Raw genomic sequence first — 21,326 nt, forward strand, 5'->3', positions numbered from 1 at the left:
TCGTATTCCAGCACGAGCACATTCCACCAGCGTTGCTTTCAAATATTTATTTCCTTTCCGTATTCGTGTACTCATCTTTTTTCCGGCGCTTTCCTTACACTCAGGCACAAGCCCCGCCCATGAGCTGAAACGGGATTCATTTTGAAAGTGCTCCATTTCCACACCAGTTTCCGCTAAAATTCGTTCTGCACTTTTTCTTCCAATCCCAGGCATATCATCCAAAGCTTCGATTGCCCAATTTATGGATTCTGTTTTTTTTTACTAAATCCATAATTAAAGCGGTCAGGCTTTCAATATGCCCAAGTTGATGTTTCAACATTTTTTGCTGATGTTCTGATATCCGTCCTTGTAGGGATTTCTGCATTTCTGGAATTTTATCTCTGGCTCTTCCTTCAGCAAGTTCACTTAAAACAACCGGATCTGTTTCTCCAGATACAATTGCCTTTAAAATTGTCATACCGCTTTTTCCGCTGATATCGGTAATTACACTGCTCAATTTAACATTGCAGCCTTCTAACACAGCCTGGATTCGATTTAATTCACGAGCACGTTCTTCAATTACCTCCTGGCGGTAACGGGTTATTTCTCGCAGTTCTCTTTGATCCCTATTTGGTATGTAACTTGCTTTTACTAATCCATGGCGTACCAGATCGGCAATCCACTCTGCATCTTTTACATCCGTCTTACGTCCGGGAACTCCTTTGATATGCTGCGCATTCACAACCATGATCGGTATCTGTTCTTCTTCAAATATATTATATACAGGTTTCCAATAAGAGCCCGTACTTTCCATGGCAGCCATCTCACAATCTGTTTCTTTCAGCCACGAAACTAATTGGAGAATATCTTCCGTCATTGTTGAAAACTGACGGATTTCTTTTTTTCTGACACTCGTAAAAATACAGGCTACCATCATATTTTTATGAATGTCAATCCCACAACACCGCTTATACAATACTTCCATAAAGCAAACCTCCTTCGCATAAGCCGATGCAGCTCCTTGCTTAATTGTTGGCTGTCCTGCGTCCTCATCAAAACCCGATGGAAACAAAAAGTGGTACACCTAAGGAGCTGAAAATCAGTCTGTCGGACGGGCTTGTAAGCACCAATCCCCTTCCGATCTTATTCGGCACCTTAAGTATACCACTACATAACGTATAGCTAGTATCCAGTTTTCATTTATTGTGGTGAGATTTTCTCATGATTGTCTGTCGGGAAATAGATAGTTCCAGAGCAGAGAGGGTATGACTCACAACGAGTCATACCCTCTCTGAATTTATCTGAAAAAAGAAAAAAGATGGCTAACGACAACCATCTTTCTCTCCGTTACATGTTATAATGTAACTATGCTAACCAATAATTATTATAATGATTTTTTTGAATTAGGGCAACAGAAAATTAACTTTAGTTTCTTCGAATTGAGTTTACCTGACGACGATCCAGTCTATACCCTGAAAAAAGTGATGGAGGAATTAGATTTTTCTGGCTTGTTAGCCAATTGTTCAGATAAGGGAAGAACCGGGTACAATCCAATCATGATGTATGCTGTAGTTACCTATGCAAATATGCGGGGAATACGTTCTGTTGACCGTATTGTTGATCTGTGTGAAAGAGACCTTGCTTTTATCTGGCTGACGCGCGGAAAAAAACCGAAATGTGATGCTTTTTATGACTTTAAAAACAGGAAGTTGACATCTGATGTCCTGGATGACCTGAATTACCAGTTTATGCGGCGGCTGCAGAAAGAAGGGCTGGTCACATTAAAAGAACTTTTTATTGACGGTACAAAGATAGAGGCAAATGCGAACCGTTATACTTTTGTATGGCGCGGAAGCATCAATTACCATCTTGCAGGCCTCCTGGATTCTATCGACCAGCTTTTTGGAAAATATAATGCTTTTTTATAATCTAATAGCTTTTGAAAATCTAATGCTGCTATTTTAAATCCGAAGAATAACCGGGTACGTTTTTTGCCATGCACAGGTATCTTGTCCACATGATATCTTCGACGAAGAAGAGAGGGAATTGCTTCTACTCCATTTCTAAATTTTGCATATTCAGAAAATTCTTCCGTCTGCATGTACTGTAATTGTTTTGCACGACCAACGGATTTCCAAGATACTTCCTTTCGGACTCGTGTTTTTAGAAAACGCGACTGACACCGTTCTTTGTAAGGACATCCTTCGCAGTCACTTATCCGAAAATACGCAACGGAACGCTCATTGCCTGGATCATAGATACAGTCTTCAGGTACACGATTATTCTTACATTTGATGAGATATTTTCCATCATCAGTAAAAACAAAATCAGCATATATTTCATCTGGTTTGCGTCCTGTGAAATTGGTTGTAACAAGTTTTAGATTATGTTCAGATGCTAAACGTGAGTTCTCTTCTCCGCTGTATGCCCCATCGGCAACAATAAAAGAACCATCAGAAAAATCTTTTTTCTCATTAAGATAATCTTTCATAAACTGATTATCTGCGTAGGTATTTTGCTGGTAATCGTAGACAATGACCAGACTGCTTTTTTCTCCGACAGCTTCAACTACGTTTCCAACGTATCCAAGATGTCTGCCACCTGCTTTATAGCGGAAAGTGGCTTCTGGATCAGAAGGATTAAGCAATACTTCTGAAGGATTTTCAACTTCCTCTTTTTTGTCGAAGCCGCCTTGAGCCACCATCATCAATGATTGTGCGTTCCTTTAATAGGCGAATAAGAAGCTGATATTCACTTGTATCATCAAAATCACCGGTTGAATCACAAATCTTTATCAAGATATCTGCATCTTTCATCACAACAACGTTTCTCTCAGTTGCATCCATATCCCGCTTGTGATAAATGCATTTATTATAATCATCTTTTTTAATATAATGATATTGTTCATCCGGAATTTTTGTTCCACGCTCATCCATTATTTTGCAAAGATTAGCAACACAAGTATAAAACAATTCAAGCAATGAGAGGTTTCTGATATTTGCAGCAACCATTAAACTGTCCATACGTTGTTTATCCGGAGTGATATCCATAAAATCAGATATTTCTTTTGCCATTTTTACAACACATTCATGAATAAGATCAACATCATGCTCTGTTTCCTCTTGCTCTAAACCTGCTGAGGGTTCTGTCACTAATTGGCTGCTCTTCAAAACTGGTTGTGTGCAGTACATACTGATAGCGGATATCAAATGCCATAGCTTCAACGATCTCATCGTCAGTAACATTAAGAGCTTCTTTAAGAATCAGTGCCCCAACAATCACATTGACCGGAGTATTAGGTCTGGATGCTTTTTTACTGTAAAGAACAGAAAAAATATTTTCATCAATAGCAGGAAAAACTTTGTCTGCAAAAGTATTTGCCCATGATTTTTCTAACATTCGTTTTTCGCGTTCTGTAAGATTAAAAGTACTGTCTAAAACAGTAAGCTGTTGATTATCATTTTTAACAAAAGACATATAGATCACCTCATAAAATGCTACCTACATTTTACCAAAGAATCCAATGTTTTTACATATCGTGTTAAGTTTTCAAGGTACAAATTTATATCAAAGGCTATAAACCTTTTGACACCCTAATCTTTTATTTTATCTTCTCCGGAGCAGTTTTTTACACTGGCTTACAGGTGCATCCGATTCCCAGTCCATCCGGACCGATATGACAGGACAAACCGAAGGAAAGTTTATCACACATGACTTCCATTCCCGGGAAACTTTCTTTAATCTGGTTTACCCATTCTTCTGTCACTTCATCGGTACTGCTGGACGCCGCCATCAGGTACACTTTACCCGCAGCATATTCTTCTCGGAAATTCGTTTCCAGCTCATGCTTCATTGCATCGATCATAACTTTACGTGATTTCTTCATACCACGGCATTTCTGGTAGATATCAAGCTTTCCTGTGCTGAAATGCATAACAGGTTTGATATTCAGGACATCTGCTGCCAAAGCTGTCACAGAGCTGACTCTTCCTCCTTTTTTGAGATATTTCAGTGTGCTGAGCCCGATATAAATTGTCATTTTTTCTCTGGTTTCTTCAAGAATTTTCTTGATTTCGACTACACTGTATCCTTCTTCTGCCATTTCTACTGCATCAAGAACAGAACGATGCATCGGGGTTGCCACACGACCGTTATCTACGACAAACACCTTACCGGCAAATTCATCTTCATTTGCCATGGCTTCTGCTGTCATACAGGACCCACTTAAAGCACTACTAAGAGGAATATAAACAATCTCCTCATATTCTTTCAGCATCTCTTTCCACATATCCATAACTTCTGTTGGTGACGGCTGAGATGTAGATACATCTACGCCCTTTCGAAGCATATCATAAAATTCATCTCTGGAAAGATCTACTCCTTCACGATACACTTTCTCTCCGATATAAAAGGGCATCGGTAGTACCTTAATTCCGAGTCTCTGCGCTTCTTCGCTCAAAATTCCACTGTGGCTGTCTGTCATGATTCCTATTTTCTTCATAATATCTTCTTCCTTTGTAATCTATTTTTATAACGTCTTAATAATCGGCATTACACTTCATTTATATTTGTATCATATCATTATTTTTCATTCGGCAAAATAAAGGATGACGCAATTTCCTCCTCCGCATACTCTTCCACATCCGTTCTCGTTACTCGTTTTATATGTTGTTTTTTTAGGCGCAGATATACGAACTCCCGGAATATAGTATAAAATACCGATACAAGTGGAATGAAAATCAGCATACCTATAATTCCCATAAGATTTCCGCCGATTGTAACTGCCGCCAGTACCCAAATTGATGGAAGTCCTACTGATCCGCCAACCACATGAGGATAGATCAGATTACCTTCTATCTGCTGCAAAAGCAGAAAAACTATAATAAATAAAACTGCCTGTTTTGGATTTACCATAAAGATCAGAAAACTTCCCACGGCACAGCCAATAAAGGCTCCAAAGATAGGAACCAATGCGGTAAACGCGATCAAAATTCCAATTAAAAGTGCATATGGCATTTTTAAAATACTTAGCGTGATAACAAACATCATTCCGAGAATTACTGCTTCCAGACACTGCCCTGCAAGAAAATTTGCAAATGTCCGATATGTCAGCGAACATATGTTAAGAATTGCATCTGCTTTTTGTTTTGGCATAAAAGCGAAAATCACTTTTCTTACCTGTAAATGTAATTTTTCCTTCTGAAAAAGAATATAGCATGCAAAGGAAAACGAAATAAAAAAGGTCGCTAATCCACTGGCAATGGAACCTACTGCTGACATCGTCGTATTCATCATATTTCCGACTCCGTTTCCAAGAATACTTATTCCCCATTTAATTGCCTGATCAGGCTGAAACTGCAGCTGATCTACCAATTTCATAATATCCTGATTATCATGTGAAATTTCCCGAATCCAGTTTTGCATCTGTGGAATAAAATCTGAAATACTCGTCATCAGATTTCCCATGGTCTGTGTAAGCTGTGGAATCACACCAAACATTACCAATACCATTACACCTGCTGCCAATATAATTGTAAGAAGCAGGCTTATCGGTCTCGCAGCTTTTTTTCCTATTTTATTATTTTCTTTTATCTTTCCGAGCATTTTCTTTTCCAGGAAACTCATTGGTACATTAATCACAAAGGCAATTGCACCACCAAGCGCAAAAGGAAACACAATTTTCCATATTGACTTCAGCACTTCAATCACCACATCGAATTTCCACAAAGCAACTACAAGAAATGCCGTAAACACAATCAGTTCTCGAATTTTTTTCATAGAACATCTACTTAAATCCACTATCTTTTCCCTCTTTTTCTTAGTTTCATACGTATACACTTAAGTAATTGAATAATCAGAAGGCTTGCAAAAGCATATAAATATACACATCCAAGCTGCATCAGATTCAACGTTTCCACTTTGAATAAGTTATGGAAACCAGGAACCGTCAGTACTGTTGTAATGAGTACTGCACCTAACACAAATGCTCCCTGAAGCCACTTGTTATGAAAGAGACCTTTTGTAAAAATGACCGGATGATCTGATTTGCAATTATATCCATGAAACAAACGTGCCAGACAAAGAGTTCCAAAAGCATACGTGCTTCCAAGCAATGTACCATTCTGGTTGTATCCTGTCAAAAAACTGATCATTGTCATTGCTCCAATTACCAAACCTTCCAGACCGATTTTGCTAAGAAAATCTTTTGTCAATATCGACTCATCTGCCAATCTCGGTTTTTCACTCATCACTTCACTTCTATCCGGCTCTAAGCCTAACGCAATTGCCGGAAGACTATCCGTCAAAAGATTAATGAAGAGTAAATGTACTGGTGCAAATGGCACCGGAAGTCCTGCAACCGATGAACAAAGAACGGTTAAAATTGCTCCGAAATTTCCTGACAAAAGAAACTGTATCGCATACTTGATATTCTGATATAAGTTTCGTCCATTTTCCACTGCTTTTACGATTGTTGCAAAGTTATCATCTGTAAGTACCATCGCTGCTGCATCTTTCGCAACTTCCGTTCCGGTCATTCCCATTGCAACACCAATATCTGCCTGCTTTAATGCCGGTGCATCATTGACACCGTCTCCTGTCATTGCCACAATCATTCCTCTTTCCTGCCATGCCCGAACAATGCGAATTTTATGTTCCGGTGACACTCTTGCATACACAGAAATATTTGAGACAAATTCTTTGAGTTCCTCGTCACTCATATTTTCTATATCTGCCCCTTCACAGGCTTCCGATAAATCATGTAATATTCCAACTCTCTTTGCAATTGCTGCTGCTGTAATTTTATGATCTCCGGTGATCATAACCGGTCGAATTCCCGCTTTTATACATTCCGCTACCGCAGCTTTTGATTCTTCTCTCGGAGGATCCATCATCGCAATCAAACCAAGAAATACTAAGTGATCCTCATCTTGTATCGTTAATGTGTGATTCTTAGGAATTTCACGATAGGTAAAAGACAATACTCTTAAACCTTCCATCGAAAATTCCTGATTTTGACGTTGTATTTTTTCTTTATCTTCCTCAGTAATTTTTCGAATTCCCTCTTTCGTCCAGATTTGCTCTGTACGTTCCAGGAGCTTGTCGACTGCACCTTTTACAATCATTTGATTTTTACCATCTATCAGGTGAAGTGTTGACATCATCTTTCGATCACTGTCAAATGGCAGTTCTCCATTTCTTGGATAAAGCTTTCTTACGCTTGCCGCCTCTATCCCATATCGACTTCCAAGATTAATCAATGCTGTTTCTGTCGGATCTCCAATTTCTACTCCATTTTCATTTGTCGAATCATTACATAGAATACTGTAATTTAAAAGACATTTTTGTGCCTGATCTGATATATCAATTGCCTCTGCTGAAATTCTTTTTCCATCTATATAATAATCTTCAACCGTCATTTTATTCTGTGTGAGCGTTCCTGTCTTATCCGAACAAATAATAGAAACACTTCCAAGTCCTTCTACCGCCTGTAGTTTACGAATGATTGCATGCTCTTTTGCCATCTTCTGTGTTCCGAAAGAAAGTACAATTGTCACGATAGAACTTAGCGCTTCAGGAATTGCTGCTACTGCAAGTGCTACTGCAAACATAAATGCACTGCTGATCTTTTCACCGCGGAACACATTTATTGCAAATAAGAGTCCGCAAAATACCAGAATCATAATAGAAAGCTTCTTTCCAAAGACTTCCAAACTCACCTGAAGTGGTGTCTGTTTTTCCGAAGTTGACTTCAAAAGTCCTGCAATCTTTCCGACTTCTGTCTGCATTCCTATATCCGTTACAACAGCTTTCCCACGCCCATACGTTACAAAACTACCGGAAAATAACATATTTGTCCGATCACCAAGTGGCGCTTCCGTCAATATTGTATCCATGTTTTTCTCAACTGCAAGACTTTCTCCTGTAAGAGCACTCTCATCAATCTTAAGACTTGCATTTTCAATCAGTCTTCCATCAGCCGGAATCATATCTCCTGCTTCAAGCAGTATCACATCTCCAACAACCAGTTCTCTTGCCGGAATTTGAACGACTGTACCATCACGCAATACTTTTGCCTCCGGGCCAGAAAGATTCTTTAAACTCTGCAGAGATTGTTCTGCTTTTACCGTCTGTATTGTTCCCAAGATTGCATTGATCGTAATAACCGTCACGATAACTGCCGCACTTTCCACATCTCCAAGCATACCAGATATGATTGCTGATGCAATTAGAATCAGTACAAGAAAATCCTTATACTGTTCAAAGAAAATCTGCAGGATACCTTTCTTCTTTCCTTCTGTAAGTTCATTCCACCCACACTTTTCTCTGGATCTTTTCACCTGTTCACTCGTAAGCCCAGATTTCTTGCCATTCACCCTTTCAAGAACCTCTTCTACCGTCTGCTGATAAATTTCCTTCATCACTTCCGCCTCCTCGTTCTCCTAAATATTTTTCTAGTCATTGCAATATAAAATTGCTTATACAGTCTCTTCCTTAAGAGTCCTGGTATTCTGGATAATATACAGAGCGACCGATATGACCATCATTATAGCGCACAAACCAATCAACAGATCTGATACCATCGGTGTAATGTGGAACCATATAATATGCACCGCTGCAGTTCCATATAATAAAAAGGTTACTATCTTTCCATGCCAGTCTGCACCATGTACTTTTCCTGTCTTTCGTATCACAAGACATCCACTGACTACCATATACAGCTCCTTACCTGCCATTATTACGATTAAAAGAAGCACATGCGGAAAACGAGTAAACAGACAGATTAACATCGCTGCCTGTGTCAGCTTATCAGCCACCGGATCAAGTATTTTTCCTAAATTACTAATCCTATGGAATCTTCTTGCGATATATCCATCAGCAAGATCCGTAAGACCAGACAGCAATAAGATTTCACCAGCTAACAGAGGATTTTTCTTTACACAATAACTCCATATAATTACCGGAATCAGACAAAGCCGAAAAAAAGAAAGAAGATTAGGAACCGTAATAATTCTATTCAAATTTTCTTCCTGATTCACTTCACTCTGCATGTACGGTCACCTCACTTTCCTTTTTTTTAGACATAAACCAATAAAATATAACACAAAATGCTAAAGCAAACACAACACCAAAAACATTTTGAATCACTCTAAGACTAACCGCTCCTTGTAGTCCATAAGTCTCTGCAGCAATGGCTAAAGCACCAAATGTGTTAAATACTGCCTGCCAGCCATATTGTGCTGAAAGTCCTACACCGATTCCACCAAGAATTCCTATATATGCATAGATTGACGAAGGAAGCAGAAAATATAATACTGTAAAACATATAACACCTGCAATATTTCCGACAATCCTTTTACGGACTCTGTAGTGCATATCTTCCATAAACGGCAAAATCGCGGACATGGCCGCAATACCAGCCCACATTGCACGTGGCATATTACAAAGTTCTGCAATGCAAAGGACAATCGGTACGCATAAAATCTGACATATCTGCCATTTTGTTCTGGAAGAAGTGATATCAAATTCTTGTATCAGATCTTTCAGATTTCTTTTATAAGTTCTGTTTTTATGATTTCGATAAAATACAAAGCAGGTAAGTGCTGCACCTAAAGCCATTCCGACTAATCGCATCTGATAGCTTTTTCCCGTAACATCATAACCATATAGCAGCAGATACCCAAGAACCAATGTAGATTGATTAAACATGAATGGATTATGGCATCCGAACAGAATCAACACAGCCAGTGCCGCAATATTTAACAGCATTCCCAATACCGGTGAAAACTGATTTGCTAAATGCGGACATACAGTCATAATTACAAAGAACAAAGCCAAAAGCATCGTAGATTGTCCGGTGTGGATCCCCAGATCCGCATTTCTAAACACCATGAGACATAATAAGACTACTACACCTACAATGCTGTTCTCATTTCCAAATAGGATGCTGAAAATACTAACAAAGAAAAAACAAAATGCCATTGTAACAGCTATCTTCACCAGATATACCCACATATGATATAATTTTTCTTTTAGTGTTTCACTCTTTTTCAACAGTTTTTTAGAACCTGCCTGATTTAACTGCAACTCCTGATAAAATGTCATATAAATCCTCCCATCTTCTAATTTATCTTAAAACTATATAATCTCATCTTTCTGCTTTGGCAGCTCTATAACAAATCTGCATCCACCATATTCACGGTTTTCTGCTTTGATTGTTCCTCCGGCACTATCTACAATCCGTTTTACAAGTGCAAGACCTAGGCCATTTCCTTCTGCTTTATGAGATCCATCTACCTGATAGAACTTGTCAAATATTCTGGATTTTACATCATCCTCTATTCCTGGTCCTTCATCTTCCAGAATGAACTTAACAGAATCCTGTTCTTGTTTCAGAAACATCGTAATTGTCCCCTTTGAAGGGCTGAATTTAATCGCATTATCCAAAAGATTTATCCAGATATGCATAAAAAGTCCTTCATTCCCAGTATATTTAACTTCCTCCAATTCTACCTGAAAACCAATTTCTTTTTCTGTCCATTTTGTTTCCAATGAAAGAAATGCCTGGCGGATCTGTTCATCCAGACGATATTCTGTTTTTTTCATTGGTATATTCTGATTCTCTAACTTGGATAACAGCAAAATATTACCAACCAATCCAGAAAGTCTTTGGGTGTTAAATAAGATTTTTTCTACATATTCCTCTTGATCCGGAGACAGTTCTTCTCCCTGAAGCAGCATTGTATATCCTTCAATGGCATTAATCGGGGTCTTAAACTCATGAGAAACATTAGATACAAAATCCATCTGCAGCACCTCTGTTGCACGAAGTTCTTTTGTCATAACGTTAAAACTTTGATAAGATTCTCCAACTTCTGCTATACGGCTGTTCGTTTCCAAATGCTGTTCAAAATCTCCCTGAGAAACTTCCTTCATTGCTTTACTAAGTCTGGTAATTGGTTCCAGTAACTTTGCATTGATAAAGGAAGTGATCAGCCCTGCAATCAATGTATTGAAAATCAAAAGCCAGCCAAGCACAGGTATGCTGCCCGGCAGATTAAAAAAATGATTCAAAAAAGCAAATAATAAAGCAGATATGACTGTTGAAAATACAAGTGCCAGCCAGATTGCACCAGTCAGACAGGATCGGATCCGCAATCCTTTTTCTTTCTTTTGTTCCATTATTTTTTCACCACCTTGTATCCAATTCCACGCATTGTTACGATTTCAAAATCAGGGTTATCTTTAAAACGCTCTCTGATTCTTCCTATATGTACCTCTATCGTATGTGGGTCTGCCTCCGTCTCGTATCCCCATACTTCATCCATCAACTGTTGTTTTGTAAATGTTCTGCCTGGCGAAGCTGCAAGCTTATATAAAAGCAGGAATTCTTTTTTAGGCAAAACAAGACTTTCCTTATCAGTTGTAACCGTCATTGCATCATAATCAAACTCTGTTGAACCGATCACAATTTTGTGTTCATTCAGTATCTGTGCACGGCGAAGCAGTGCTCCGACTCTTAAAACCATTTCATTCACATTTACCGGTTTTACCATATAATCGTCACTTCCCGAAAGAAATCCCTGGCGCATATCATCAAAGGAACCTTTCGCAGTGATCATAAGCACTGGTATCTGATATCCTGCTGAACGAAGTTCTGACACCAGTTCATAGCCATCCATAACCGGCATCATAATATCAGAAATGATCAGATCAATATATTCCTTATCCAATACTTCTAATGCCTGTGCTCCATCCGATGCACTTTTGACTTGATATCCATTCTTCTCAAGCACTTTTTGGAATAGCTGGCTTAATTCTTTATCATCTTCTACAATCAATATTTGAAACACGTTTTCCTTCCTCCTTAATTAAAACAGATACCTTGCCCATCCAAGCAGATGCTGTACCAAAAATATTTTTCTCTGACGTTTCTTTGTTAATTCGATTGGCTCTACATGATATGGATCATTATAAGTTCCGCCTTCTAATATCTGGCGGGACACTTTTTCATACTCCATCATGCCCTCTTCCAACTGTTTATTAATATCTTTACTGCGAATTACAAGCATCAGTTCCGTATCCAGATATGCACTTCTCATGTCCATATTAAAGGAACCGATTACAGACAGATCATCGTCAATCAGAATACTTTTTCCGTGGTATGAATAACCGCCTTCATATTCCCAGATATTAATTCCTGTACTTAAGATTCTATTTCTGTTTTTCGCATAATCGGCAGACCCAAATGGATTCCCATTATTCGCAACTGAATTTGTCATGATAGAAAAATCTGAAACGTTCTCTGCAATCTCCTCCCATGTATTATACATCATATCATTACAGATAATATATGGCGTGTGGATCTTCACACGATTTTTTGCATTTTTCATCAATTCTCCCAACTGATACCACACTACTGGTTCTTTGGAACCTGTGTGAATAGGATTTGACACTAATGTAATCTTTTCTGTCTCAAAAGTTTCGTCCGTATAATCGGTCTCGCAGATTCTTTCCTTATTCTCTTCAAAATATTTCTGATAGCTGTTCTGCAGCTCTAAAACTGCGTTCTTTACAGATTTTCTATTTGCCAGTTTTTTATTGTTATGAAAATAACCACTGTCTTCCTGATTCCATATGGTTTCAAAATACTCTGACAACTGGTTAACTGAATTTTCTTTCTCAGGTTCATCGCAAACCACTAACACGTCTCTGTCATAGTTCTTATGTCCCGGAAAATCACCCAGGAAATAATTGTATGTATTTCTTCCCCCAAGAATATATCTCTTTCCATCTGCAATCAAATATTTATCATGCATTCTACCCATCATTTTCCACGGTTTCAACGGATTGGCCTTATTATACAGTTTAATTTCAACATTCTCATGGGAAGATAATCCATAGAAATACGGATTTCCTTCCATATCAATCCAGCTCTCCATTCCATCTACTAACAGACGAATATGTACACCTCTGTCTGCCGCATCATGCAGTGCTCCTAAAATCAATTTTCCACTTTCATCGGATTGAAATGCAAAAGTAGAAAGAATAATTTCCTTTTTTGCATTCTTGATCAAACGCACTCTTTGTAAAAGCGCTTCTGGATTCTTTTCTATGATTACTGCCCGTTCTGTATTTTCACTGCATTCGTTCCATGACCCATTTTTTGTTTCTTTTTTGGTTGTATTGGACACTTCCGGCTGCTTTTTATATGCAACGCAGATTCCGAGCAATTCATAAAAAGCCACACATAAAAAAATTGCCAGTATAACAAGAAGGATTTTACATATTTTATACTTTTTCATTGTACATCACCTGATTCCTTTTTATTTCATACTTATACAATACAAAGTCAATCTCAATTTAACCTCAACAAAATTTATTTTTCATAAAAAAATATGACAGGCTTCTTTTTAAAGAAACAGTCATATTTTTATTCTAATATATGAAGGAGCTTTTCTTACTCCGTTGTATTAATCACTATTTTATTTCTTCCATAAGCTGTCGGATTTTTCTCAATGTACACCGCGTAACTGCCAGGTCATCTTCTTGTATATTCGATATGATTTTTTCATAAGCTTCTATCATTTTTTCTTTCTGACAATTACTTAATTCAATTGCCTTGTTCGTCAAAACAAGGTACGTTCTTTCTTTTTTTTCATCTAATTTCCAGATAATATATCCTTTATTTTCAAGACTTTTTACCATCTTAGATGTTTCTGGAATCGATAATTTCATGTATTCTGCCACTTCTGAAAGATATACTCCTTCATGACAGTCTGATTTTTCAACACATTCCTTTATACTATAAAGGAACAAATAATCTGTTCTTTCAACAAATTCAAATATGCTTTCAACATTGATGCTCTTTAAAAAAAACTCCTCTGCACTGGTTCCTGCTCCCATATTATCGTTCCTCTCTTTCTATATATTCTTTTTTGCTGACTAGACTCTTATATGCCGGGCGAATAATCTTATCTGTAGTTATCAATTCTTCCAGGCGATGTGCACTCCAACCAGCAATTCTTGCTATCGCAAATAATGGCGTGTACAATTCTCTTGGAATATTCAACATGTCATACACAAAACCACTATAGAAATCTATATTAGGACTTACTCCTTTGAATATCTGACGCTGCTTTGCAATCAACTTAGGTGCAATCTTCTCAATATTGTTATAAAGGGTCATATCTTTCTCACGTCCTTTATCCCTTGCGAGTTGTTCTACAAAGCCTTTGAACACCCTTTCTCTCGGATCGGAAATAGAATATACAGCATGTCCCATTCCATAAATAAGTCCTTTCTGATCAAACGCCTCTTTCTTCAAAATCTTACTCAGATATGATGCAATTTCCTCTTCGTCTTCATAATCTTTCACATGACTTTTAATATCATCCATCATATTCATTACCATCAGATTTGCACCGCCATGTTTTTTTCCTTTTAAGGATGACATTGCTGCTGAAATAACAGAATAAGTATCTGAACCTGAAGATGTTACTACCCGTGTAGTGAATGTAGAATTGTTACCACCACCATGTTCCATATGTAACAATAATGCTATATCCAGTACTCTTGCTTCCAGTTCTGTGAATTTTGTATCTGGTCTTAATAGGCGCAGGAAATTTTCAGCAATAGATAAATCTTTTTCAGGTCTATGAATATACATACTTTCGTTTTTTTCATAATGACAATAAGCATGGTATGCATATACTGCTAACATAGGAAATGCTGCGATCAACTGCATACTCTGCCTTAGCACATTCGGAATTTCAAGACTTTCTTTCTCCTTATCGTAAGAGCCCAATGTAAGAATACTTCGAGTCATAGAACCCATAATATCTGATGTAGGTGCTTTCATAATGACATCTCTGGTAAAGTTAGTCGGTAGTTCCATACAATCAGATAGTCTTCCCTGAAATTCCATTAACTGTGTATCAGTTGGCAATTCTCCGAATAAAAGAAGATATGCTCCTTCTTCAAAGACAAACCTTTTTCCTTTACTTCCTGTTACTAAATCTTTTATATTATAACCACGATAAGATAACTCGCCATCACATGGACTCTTTACTCCATCACGATATTCAAAAGCTTTTATATCAGAAATATTTGTAAGCCCCGTCAACACACCTTGGCCTTTTTCATCTCGTAAGCCTCTTTTTACACCATACTCTGAATATAGATTCTTACTAATGCTATCATTTTGTTCACAAAAAATTGCTTGCTGTTTCATATAATTTTCCAAATTGCTCATTTGAATCGCTCCTTTCATTCTGTTACGAACTTACATACTATACTCAGATATTCTTGTTTCCAGAGCATTCAGCATTGTCTGTTCTTTTTCTTATTCTTATTCATTAGCAATACAATACAATGGAAAACTCAATTTAACCTCAACAAGGTTTGTTTTTTCATCCATGCAAAATCTTCTTTGTACAACAGACTGTTAGATATAGCAAAAACGGCCTTTCAAAAACAGTTAACTTCTAAATCAACTGTTTTTTGAAAGGTCGTTTCATCAGATTCTTATAGCAATCCAGCAAATAATCTCATAAATAATTGTCCTAGTCGCAAATATGCACTTCGTCCGGTTTGATATTGGTCTGTCACATCACGACATTCTCCCATCGTTCTTATCAGATCATTTTTTATTTCCACAACTGCCTGACAATCTGCCATAAAACAACCGTTTTCAAAATGGTGATATAAACTTCGATAATCCAGATTAATTGTTCCACAAGTTGCCATACAGTCATCTGCCACACTCATTTTTGCATGACAGAAACCAGGAGTCCACTCATAAACACGAACACCATGTTTAACTAATCCATGATAAAAAGAACGAGTTATATTATAAATGAATTTTTTATCAGGGATACCAGGTGTGATAATTCTTACGTCTACCCCTCGCTTAGCAGCCAGACATAACGCATGCGTCATTTCATCTGTTATGATTAGATATGGAGTCATAAACCAACAATATTTTTCAGCTTTATTTATCATACTGATATAAACTTCTTCTCCTACCTGCTCATTATCCATAGGGCTGTCTGCATAAGGTTGAACAAACCCAGTTTGCTGTGCCGCATAATCATAGTGGAAAAGGTATTTACTAAAATCAGAATCATTAGCAGCCTTAGCACTTACTGCATTCCACATTTCCAAAAATGTCACCGTAAGCGACTGAACAGCATCTCCTTCTAAACGAATACCTGTATCTTTCCACTGTCCATACGGGTGTGTGTAATTAAAATATTCGTTTGCTAGATTATATCCACCTGTAAATCCGACTTTTCCATCAATAACGGTTATTTTTCTATGATCACGATTGTTCAAAAACAGATTTAAACCTGGCATAAACGGATTGAATACACGGCAATGAATTCCTATTGCCTCCATCTTTTTCACAAAATCTGTGTTAATAAAGCCTATAGAACCCATATCATCGTAGAATACTCTAACTTCCACACCTGCTTTTACTCGCTCTTCCAGAACATCTTGAATCTTATGCCATGCTTCAGCGTCTTCTATCGCATGATATTCCATAAAGATAAACTTCTGTGCTTTCTCCAAATCCTTAAGCTGTGCCTCTAATCCTTTCACTGCTTCATCAAAATACACAATATCCGTATTCTGATAGATTGGATACTGCGAATTTCTTTGTATGTAACTTGCTATATTTCCTGCTTTCGGAATTGTTTCTTTTATTCTGCTCAAACACTCCTGACTGTCCGGAAGCATTGGTAACAATTTGCTATCAATTTCTGCATATCGCTCACGCATTTTATGTGTGCCACCATTCAAACCAATCAACAAATACAGGCCTACACCCATAATTGGGAAGATTAGAATTAAGATGACCCAAGGCATTTTCATAGAAGAGGTCTTATCTGATGCGTACAATCCCAAAACCAAGATTCCACTCAAAATCCTTGTAAATAAATTTATAATTTCTGCATATTCATTCAAGCGTGTTACGATAGTAATAATAAAAATCACTTCCAGAAGAATGCAGACTATGGAAAAACACAGCCGTTTTACCCCATTTTTTGTTTTTGCTTTGCCCTCTAAAGTATCTTGTTTCATATATATTCCGCCTTCCTACTTGCTCAGTTTTCTCCCTAAATTTCGTGGAACATACCAATTTTGTCTTTTATTCTCTGCATTTCATTATCTGCTTCAATGATAGCTCTTGCAGAATGAAGTAATTCTTCACTTATCTCATCATAGCCAGGCATTTCTTCAATTCCTTTTTTATAGCGAAGTTGATGTTCCAATGTTGCCCAGAAATCCATACCATTGGTTCGAATCTGTAATTCTACACGCATAGGTGTTTTACCCTTAGCAAAAAATACTGGTATTTCAACAATCATATGATAGCTTCGATAACCATTCGATTTTGGATTTTTTATATAATCTTTTATTTCAATAACTTTAATATCATCCTGTTGGGTAATCAAATCTGATATCATATAAATATCGTCAATAAACGCACAAACTATTCGAACGCCTGCTACATCATTGAGATATGTCTGTATATTTTCTGTTGTAAATTCATATCCCATCTTCTGCAGTTTATTGTAAATACTATTGGGCTTCTTAATTCTTGTTTTTATAAAAGAAATAGGATTTCGATTGTTCTCAGCTGAAAATTCATCATCCAAAACCTCAAGTTTAGTTTGTATCTCCCGAATAGCACAACGATACATCATCATTAAATTATAAAATTTCGTAGCATTATTTAAAAACTGTAGTGATTCCGGACTGTTCATCCTGAGTTTTTTTACTTCATCTTTTGTCATGGAACTTTCCTTTCTACCTCATCCCTGATTTCAAAACATTATTTATTTTGATAGTTGATTCGTTCTCCTTGAATTACTGGATAACAAATCATTTTATCACTATCCAGATTTTCTACATGCATATCTACTGCACTGATCTGATGGTTTTCATAAGTATTGTAATAATAAATACCTTTTGTAACATTACAACACGACGTATACAATGTGATTTCATATTTTCCATCCGCTACTTCGCAACATCCTCGTTGCTGATCCACAGATCCGAGAATGTGGAAGAATTGGCTAACGCTTTCTTCCTCTGATTCACCTGAAATTGCATTTACCTTTGTAAAAGCTACACGTACAAAGCGTGAGGAAGATGAGAGATCTCCCGGAAGACCTAATCCTCCCATACCTCTACTATATGCATCAAGAGCCAAATTTTCGCAGAAAGTATTTCTGGGCTGTTTAGGAGATAAATGCATATAATTATTTAGTTGAAACATCTGCTGTGGAAATGGCGGATTATTCGTAAGCACTCCTACTGGATTATCATAAATATGCAAACCATCTGACATAGATTCTACCGTAATTGACTCATTCTCATCAGAAATGATCCAGTGTAATTGTGCTAATGGCAATTGCTCGCTGAAAGGAGTATTAACAATATTAATTCGTTCAAGAAGCTCGCGAACTTCAACTAAAGAAGAACACTGACTTAAAATCCACGGAATAAATTCAAACTGTGCAATATTTTCCACATCTGGCTTAATCGCGGCATAAACAGCATTTCCGACAAAATTCAGTCCTGCCATTGCCACTCCTTTTTCATTCATAGCATCATAATACAAAGGATAATCCTCTGCAACATGAGCCATTCCAATAATTGCATAATGATTTTTCATATCGCCAACATGGCGAAAATTAAACGCATAATTACGTGGTGTAATTACTATCTGATCACCATAAGAGAATTCATAATCGAGGGTTCGTCCAAAGTAAAAATCTTTTGTTTTATAAGTTGCTGCTGTACACATGATCGTTTATCCTCCTAAATAGATTGAAATATGTCAATGAGTTTTTTTCTTGAACAATAGTATAGCACAATCTTTTATTTTGTTCCAACTTCATACATGATCATAACATGTAAACTTTAAACTATTTTCCTAGATTATTTCTCCATCAGTTTTTCAAACCAGGTATCCATAGCTAGGATGAATTGACCTACGTCTGGCAATTCTTGCAGCATTTCGTTTAGGGTTTTGTGCTTCACATATTTCTGCACATACACCCAAAAGACAACGCTACTGGCTTCTGATACAATGTCAGCTATGGTTTTGCGCATAAGCTCTTCAAATTCAGCAATTTCTTCTTTCGGAACAACATCATATGTGGTGACAGTATGGAGCCTCTCTATCTGGATGGACAGATCATCTGGATTCATAAACAAGAAACTCTTGAAGAAGGAGAAATCGGTGTCTTTTTCCTCGATGGTGATGCTTATGTAAAGAAATATCATCAATCTGATTCCGGTATCCAATTTATTTCTCTAAATAAAAAATATGCTCCTATCCAAGTCACTTCCGGCTCCACCTTAAAAACTTTTGGAAAAGTAGTTGGCTAATTTTAAAAGGCTGATGCATTAACAGTAAACTTGCAGGGCGTCTTTTTTCACCATTTTGCATGGCTTATAGCGTTCACAAAACACATTCACAAGTTTCACAAAATCATTCACAAAATCTTCACAAAAAATTAGCACTCACCTCTTGACAGTGCTAATAATGCGTGTTATATTACAGATAGAACAAAGGAAGAGAGATAAAAGAAAAGGTATTCCAGATGTTCGAAGAACTAGAAATGATAATACAGCAGACTGGATCGTGAAGATCTAGGGAGCTTTTGAAAGGAGATATGACTTATGTTAATGCCTAGTATTTTTGGAGAAAACTTATTTGATGATTTCTTTACACCATTCTATTATGATGACAAAGATGAGAAGAAAGCGGAAAAGAAGCTGTACGGAAGAAGAGCACAGAATCTCCTGAAGACAGATATTAAGGAAAAACCGGAAGGTTATGAACTGATTGTTGATGTTCCTGGCTTCAAGAAAGATGAAGTCAAAGTTGCATTGAAAGATGGTTACTTAACTGTCAGTGCAGCAAAAGGTCTGGATGAAGACGATGAAGATAAGAAGGGACACTACATCAGACGTGAACGTTACGCAGGAGCCTGCGAGCGAAGCTTTTATGTAGGCGAAGAAGTGACTCAGGAAGACATTAAAGGTGAATACAAACATGGTATCCTGAAACTGTTTGTTCCGAAGAAAGAAGCAAAACCAGTTTCCAATGATCCGAAATATATAACCATTGAATGATAATGATAACATCTGATTGATAAAAAGCTCGTGGTGTTGCCCGAAGATTTCGGGCAGTACCCTTTAAATATAATTGTAAGTAACAGTCGAAAGACTTGAATATAGATTTGTTTGTCATGAAAAGGAGATATGACTTATGTTAATGCCTAGTATTTTTGGAGAAAACTTATTTGATGATGATTGGATGAACTTCCCGTTTAACGATGAGTTTTGGGGCAAGAAGAATCCGCTTTATGGTAAACATGCGCAGAACATGATGAAAACGGATATCCGTGAAACAGACGGTAGCTATGAACTGGATGTCGATCTTCCGGGATTTAAGAAAGACGAGATTCAGGTACAGCTGAAAGATGGTTATCTGGTACTTTCTGCTGCAAAGGGACTGGATAAAGATGAAAAAGATAAAGAAGGTAATTATATCAGGCGTGAACGCTATGCGGGCAGCATGTGCCGAAGCTTTTATGTAGGCGATGCAGTAAGCGAAGAAGACATTCATGCAAAATATGAAGATGGTATTCTGAAACTGTCCGTGCCAAAGAAAGCACCTGAGAAAATAGAAAAAGATGGTTATATTGCCATTGAAGGTTAAGGAAATCTCCTTATAGTCGGGGCTGTCGCATCAATGATTAGGAAATCATAGGTGCGGCAGCATCTTTTTGCCGTTTTTAAGGCGAAATATTCTCTCCTTTCATTCTGTTTCTACAAGAAGGCGAACTTTAATAAACCTTTTCTGGAAAAAGGTTCGTTTTCAGGATTTACTTTTGACCTGTCAAAATCAGGCGGTTTGTTTGAGTGGAAATAAATGCCGCCCTGTCCTTCCTGCCTGAATCTTATAATGAAGCTTGTTTATGTTATACCCGATCGCCAGCAAGATACTCTGGGCGGTTACATTTGCTTTCCTTCGATATAAATATCGCCTGAATTCCATATACAAAAGTTCTTTTAATTCTATTACTATCTGTTCGTTCTCCATTTTCACCTAATCTCTTTACTCCAGTTTCAGCCTGCTCTTTGTTCTGTGTCTTCTGGGGAAGTACTTTGCCTCCCTTGGCTCCATAGAACAGCTCTGTGAGCGCTTCGGCATTTCACAAAACCTGTTTTACAAATGGCTTAAACTGTGGAACTCTCACAGACGGCGCTGGCTTGGTGTTCTGGATGACTCCGAGACTCAGCATAGTTACATTATAACATGT

At 37.4% G+C, this 21,326-nt stretch carries 21 protein-coding genes and 2 pseudogenes; 4 read left to right on the plus strand and 19 right to left on the minus strand.

All coding sequences use genetic code 11. The features are described from left to right. Together PGQ38_RS20860 and PGQ38_RS15755 are read right to left on the minus strand one after the other, a co-directional pair. Positions 1-213, minus strand: a 213-nt coding sequence (locus PGQ38_RS20860) for a transposase (RefSeq protein WP_416386760.1), incomplete at its 3' end; no start/stop codon positions are given. A 1-nt stretch (position 214) separates the two neighbouring features. Beyond that, positions 215-964 (minus strand): IS110 family RNA-guided transposase, encoded by a 750-nt coding sequence (locus PGQ38_RS15755; protein WP_270432583.1) that lies wholly within the window; start codon positions 962-964, stop codon positions 215-217. 382 nt (positions 965-1,346) lie between these two features. Here PGQ38_RS15755 and PGQ38_RS15760 point away from each other — a divergent pair. Beyond that, positions 1,347-1,904 (plus strand): annotated as a pseudogene (locus PGQ38_RS15760) (transposase); the annotation flags it as partial. On the opposite strand, the gene PGQ38_RS15765 reads toward PGQ38_RS15760, so the two are convergent. From PGQ38_RS15765 to PGQ38_RS15845, 17 genes and pseudogenes are all read right to left on the minus strand, one after another. Continuing rightward, entirely contained in the window at positions 1,841-2,686 is an 846-nt protein-coding gene (locus PGQ38_RS15765; protein WP_118584005.1) for a transposase, read from the minus strand. The pseudogene PGQ38_RS15760 and the gene PGQ38_RS15765 sit on opposite strands and share 64 nt — an antisense overlap. Next, positions 2,643-3,131, minus strand: a complete 489-nt coding sequence (locus tag PGQ38_RS15770) for a uroporphyrinogen decarboxylase/cobalamine-independent methonine synthase family protein (protein WP_040446298.1) — start codon at positions 3,129-3,131, stop codon at positions 2,643-2,645. The genes PGQ38_RS15765 and PGQ38_RS15770 overlap by 44 nt, the downstream gene beginning before the upstream one ends. Beyond that, positions 3,085-3,456 carry a transposase gene (locus PGQ38_RS15775; protein WP_118584006.1) on the minus strand — a complete coding sequence of 124 codons (372 nt, stop codon included), beginning with the start codon at positions 3,454-3,456 and terminating at the stop codon, positions 3,085-3,087. Before PGQ38_RS15775 ends, PGQ38_RS15770 begins: the two co-directional genes overlap by 47 nt. A 151-nt stretch (positions 3,457-3,607) precedes the next feature. After that, positions 3,608-4,480 carry a DegV family protein gene (locus tag PGQ38_RS15780; RefSeq protein ID WP_005360251.1) on the minus strand — a complete coding sequence of 291 codons (873 nt, stop codon included), beginning with the start codon at positions 4,478-4,480 and terminating at the stop codon, positions 3,608-3,610. Between the two features lie 80 nt (positions 4,481-4,560). Continuing rightward, entirely contained in the window at positions 4,561-5,778 is a 1,218-nt protein-coding gene (locus PGQ38_RS15785; protein ID WP_270432587.1) for an AI-2E family transporter, read from the minus strand. Next, positions 5,778-8,399: a cation-translocating P-type ATPase gene (locus tag PGQ38_RS15790; protein WP_118584008.1), complete on the minus strand. Its 2,622-nt coding sequence runs from the start codon at positions 8,397-8,399 to the stop codon at positions 5,778-5,780. Before PGQ38_RS15790 ends, PGQ38_RS15785 begins: the two co-directional genes overlap by 1 nt. Before the next feature lie 57 nt (positions 8,400-8,456). Then, on the minus strand, positions 8,457-9,029 hold the full coding sequence (locus tag PGQ38_RS15795; protein WP_055057096.1) for a CDP-alcohol phosphatidyltransferase family protein: 573 nt from the start codon (positions 9,027-9,029) through the stop codon (positions 8,457-8,459). After that, positions 9,019-10,083 (minus strand): FUSC family protein, encoded by a 1,065-nt coding sequence (locus tag PGQ38_RS15800; protein WP_270432589.1) that lies wholly within the window; start codon positions 10,081-10,083, stop codon positions 9,019-9,021. The genes PGQ38_RS15795 and PGQ38_RS15800 overlap by 11 nt, the downstream gene beginning before the upstream one ends. 33 nt (positions 10,084-10,116) lie before the next feature. Then, entirely contained in the window at positions 10,117-11,160 is a 1,044-nt protein-coding gene (locus PGQ38_RS15805) for a HAMP domain-containing sensor histidine kinase (RefSeq protein ID WP_005347239.1), read from the minus strand. Next, positions 11,160-11,831, minus strand: coding sequence for a response regulator transcription factor (locus PGQ38_RS15810; RefSeq protein WP_003698938.1), 672 nt, complete (start codon positions 11,829-11,831; stop codon positions 11,160-11,162). The genes PGQ38_RS15805 and PGQ38_RS15810 overlap by 1 nt, the downstream gene beginning before the upstream one ends. Positions 11,832-11,849: 18 nt before the next feature. Beyond that, a complete protein-coding gene (locus PGQ38_RS15815) occupies positions 11,850-13,283 on the minus strand; it encodes a phospholipase D family protein (RefSeq protein WP_270432592.1) in 1,434 nt (477 codons plus the stop codon). Positions 13,284-13,458: 175 nt separating this feature from the next. After that, positions 13,459-13,884 carry a MarR family winged helix-turn-helix transcriptional regulator gene (locus PGQ38_RS15820; protein WP_006858455.1) on the minus strand — a complete coding sequence of 142 codons (426 nt, stop codon included), beginning with the start codon at positions 13,882-13,884 and terminating at the stop codon, positions 13,459-13,461. 1 nt (position 13,885) lies between these two features. Next, on the minus strand, positions 13,886-15,250 hold the full coding sequence (locus tag PGQ38_RS15825) for a citrate/2-methylcitrate synthase (RefSeq protein ID WP_172679323.1): 1,365 nt from the start codon (positions 15,248-15,250) through the stop codon (positions 13,886-13,888). A gap of 254 nt (positions 15,251-15,504) precedes the next feature. Further along, entirely contained in the window at positions 15,505-17,064 is a 1,560-nt protein-coding gene (gene cls / locus PGQ38_RS15830) for a cardiolipin synthase (RefSeq protein ID WP_118584012.1), read from the minus strand. Positions 17,065-17,099: 35 nt separating this feature from the next. Then, entirely contained in the window at positions 17,100-17,780 is a 681-nt protein-coding gene (locus PGQ38_RS15835; protein WP_118584013.1) for a GTP pyrophosphokinase, read from the minus strand. 38 nt (positions 17,781-17,818) lie between these two features. After that, the gene (bsh, locus tag PGQ38_RS15840; protein WP_118339757.1) at positions 17,819-18,796 is read right to left on the minus strand and encodes a choloylglycine hydrolase; all 978 of its coding nucleotides are present in this window, start codon (positions 18,794-18,796) and stop codon (positions 17,819-17,821) included. A 134-nt stretch (positions 18,797-18,930) separates the two neighbouring features. Next, positions 18,931-19,155, minus strand: a pseudogene (locus PGQ38_RS15845) (hypothetical protein); the annotation flags it as partial. A 6-nt stretch (positions 19,156-19,161) separates the two neighbouring features. Here PGQ38_RS15845 and PGQ38_RS20865 point away from each other — a divergent pair. The 3 genes from PGQ38_RS20865 to PGQ38_RS15860 all read left to right on the plus strand — a co-directional run bounded on the left by PGQ38_RS20865 (position 19,162) and on the right by PGQ38_RS15860 (position 20,722). After that, the gene (locus tag PGQ38_RS20865) at positions 19,162-19,383 is read left to right on the plus strand and encodes a S24 family peptidase (RefSeq protein WP_118584014.1); all 222 of its coding nucleotides are present in this window, start codon (positions 19,162-19,164) and stop codon (positions 19,381-19,383) included. Between the two features lie 294 nt (positions 19,384-19,677). Then, positions 19,678-20,133: an Hsp20/alpha crystallin family protein gene (locus PGQ38_RS15855; protein ID WP_118254521.1), complete on the plus strand. Its 456-nt coding sequence runs from the start codon at positions 19,678-19,680 to the stop codon at positions 20,131-20,133. A 136-nt stretch (positions 20,134-20,269) separates the two neighbouring features. Further along, positions 20,270-20,722 (plus strand): Hsp20/alpha crystallin family protein, encoded by a 453-nt coding sequence (locus PGQ38_RS15860; protein WP_118584015.1) that lies wholly within the window; start codon positions 20,270-20,272, stop codon positions 20,720-20,722. Positions 20,723-21,326 lie beyond the last annotated feature (604 nt).

It is taken from the genome of Blautia faecis, from assembly GCF_027662325.1.
Taxonomy (GTDB): domain Bacteria; phylum Bacillota; class Clostridia; order Lachnospirales; family Lachnospiraceae; genus Blautia_A; species Blautia_A faecis.